The organism is Bradyrhizobium sp. UFLA05-108 (assembly GCF_059803455.1).
The window spans coordinates 1-879 of record NZ_JBANAZ010000225.1 but is presented as its reverse complement, the minus strand read 5'-3'; the positions used below and the strand labels follow the sequence as shown (position 1 = coordinate 879).

2 protein-coding genes are annotated in these 879 nt (G+C 58.9%); both read left to right on the top strand.

The window, feature by feature from the left end; genetic code table 11:
* The coding region (locus tag SO140_RS46135) for an AMP-binding enzyme (RefSeq protein ID WP_498544228.1) at nucleotides 1-524 on the top strand (524 nt) is incomplete at its 5' end.
* Nucleotides 525-616: 92 nt separating this feature from the next.
* Nucleotides 617-879, top strand: a 263-nt coding sequence (locus SO140_RS46130; protein WP_498544227.1) for a DUF485 domain-containing protein, incomplete at its 3' end; no start/stop codon positions are given.

Here is an 879-nt window from a genome sequence, read left to right as displayed (position 1 = left end):
GCGATCATGACCGCTTCGAGCAAACCTACTTCTCGACTTTCAAAGGCATGTACTTCAGCGGTGACGGCGCACGCCGCGACGAAGACGGTTACTACTGGATCACCGGCCGCGTCGATGACGTGCTGAACGTCTCCGGCCACCGTCTGGGCACCGCCGAGATTGAGTCCGCGCTGGTATCGCACCCGAAAATCGCCGAAGCGGCGGTGGTCGGCATTCCTCATAACATCAAAGGCCAGGCGATCTACGCCTACATCACGCTGAACCACGGCGAAGAACCGACGCCGGAGCTCTATACCGAAGTGCGCAACTGGGTGCGCAAAGAGATAGGGCCGATCGCCACGCCGGACGTACTGCACTGGACAGATTCGCTGCCCAAAACGCGCTCCGGCAAGATCATGCGGCGTATCCTGCGCAAAATTGCCGCCGGCGACACCAGCAACCTGGGGGATACCTCTACGCTGGCGGATCCGGCCGTCGTCGACAAGCTGTTGGAAGAAAAACAATCAATGAAAGTGCCGTCATAATTTATGCCGCTTCAGGCCGCTCAATCCGGATCACGCACCGTTGAGCGGCCCTGGCGCGGCGTACTCTCTCAATACCGACTGGAGACACTCTGATGAATGACACCATTTATCAAGGGATTGAAGAAAACCCGCGCTTTAAAGAGCTGGTGAGAAAACGCGGCCGGTTCGCCTGGCTGCTTTCACTGATTACGCTGGCGCTGTACGTCGGCTTTATTCTGTTGATCGCCTTCGATCCGCAATGGCTCGGCACGCCGATCGCCGCCGGATCGACCATCACCCGCGGGATCCCGGTCGGCGTCGGGCTGATCGTGATCTCTTTCGTCTTGACCGGGATCTACGTGTTTCGCGCCAACGG